Source organism: Alcanivorax sp. HI0083, from assembly GCF_001635175.1.
Map to the genome: position 1 here is coordinate 1 of NZ_LWFX01000475.1, position 1,100 is coordinate 1,100.

Annotated in this window: 2 protein-coding genes; both read left to right on the plus strand. The window is 59.1% G+C overall.

The genetic code is table 11. From position 1 onward, the window contains the following. Window positions 1-738 (plus strand): FTR1 family protein (locus A3754_RS04905; RefSeq protein ID WP_197468467.1); only part of this gene is annotated, 738 nt, incomplete at its 5' end. A 140-nt stretch (window positions 739-878) separates the two neighbouring features. Then, a partial coding sequence (locus A3754_RS04910) for an NAD(P)-binding domain-containing protein (protein WP_197468468.1) occupies window positions 879-1,100 on the plus strand: 222 nt, incomplete at its 3' end.

A 1,100-nucleotide genomic window follows, 5' to 3' on the forward strand; every position in this document is an offset into this window, starting at 1 on the left:
GGTCTGGAGGCCCTGCTGGTGGTGGCAGCCCTGTTGACGTTTACTCGCAAGGCCAACGCGGTGAAGGCGACCCGTCATATTCACTATGGCTGGATCACTGCGTTAGTGGCCGGCGGCCTGACCTGGTACGTGGCCAACACGCTGATTACCTTCAGTGGCGCATCGCGGGAAATGACCGAGGGTTTTGCCGGTGTGGTGGCCGCGCTGATTCTGTTTTACGTGGGCTTCTGGATGCACAGCAACAGCAATAGCCAGAAGTGGATGGGCTACATCAAGAGCAAGGTGGACAATGCCCTGGGCGAGGGCACCATCTGGGTCTTGGCCTTCGTGTCCTTCATTTCCGTGTACCGGGAAATTTTCGAGACCATCCTGTTCTATGAGGCCTTGTTGAGCCAGGTGACGGCGGCGACTCAGCCTTACCTGTTTTACGGTATGGGGGCGGCCATTCTGGCGCTGGCGGTGGTGTGTTTCCTGTTCTTCCGCATTGGCATGCGCTTGCCCCTGAGTCTGTTCTTCCGCGTGACCAGCATTGTGCTGCTGATCCTGTCGGTGATTCTGCTTGGCAACGGCATTGCCGCCCTGCAGGAAGCCGGGCTGATCAGTGCGTTCTACCTGGGCGTGCCCACCATCGAGTGGTTGGGTCTCTACCCGACCGTGCAAGGTGTGGTCGCACAATCAGTGGCGATTATCCTGGCCGTGGTTTTCTGGCTACGTGGGCGTCGCAGCCAGTCGGCCTGAGCACTGAGTTGCTCCGGGTATCGTGTCCCGGATTGAAAGAGCCGCCTGCGGGCGGCTTTTTTGATTGACGTGCCAGCCCGTGGCTACAGTCACCAGTGTGAATCGCGTAGACTTTTCGTTCCGTTAGTTCAGGACATTTCATGCCTCATATCAGCTTTCTTGGCATCGGTCTGATGGGGGCGCCCATGGTGGCGCGACTGCTGGATGCCGGTTTTTCCCTCACCTTGTGGAACCGTACCCCTGACAAGGCACAGCGATTTGCCAGTCGAGCACGCATTGCGGCCAGCCCGGCGCAAGCCGTGGCCGAAGCAGATGTGGTGATCACCATGCTGGAAGACGGTGCGGTGGTGGATCAGGTGCTG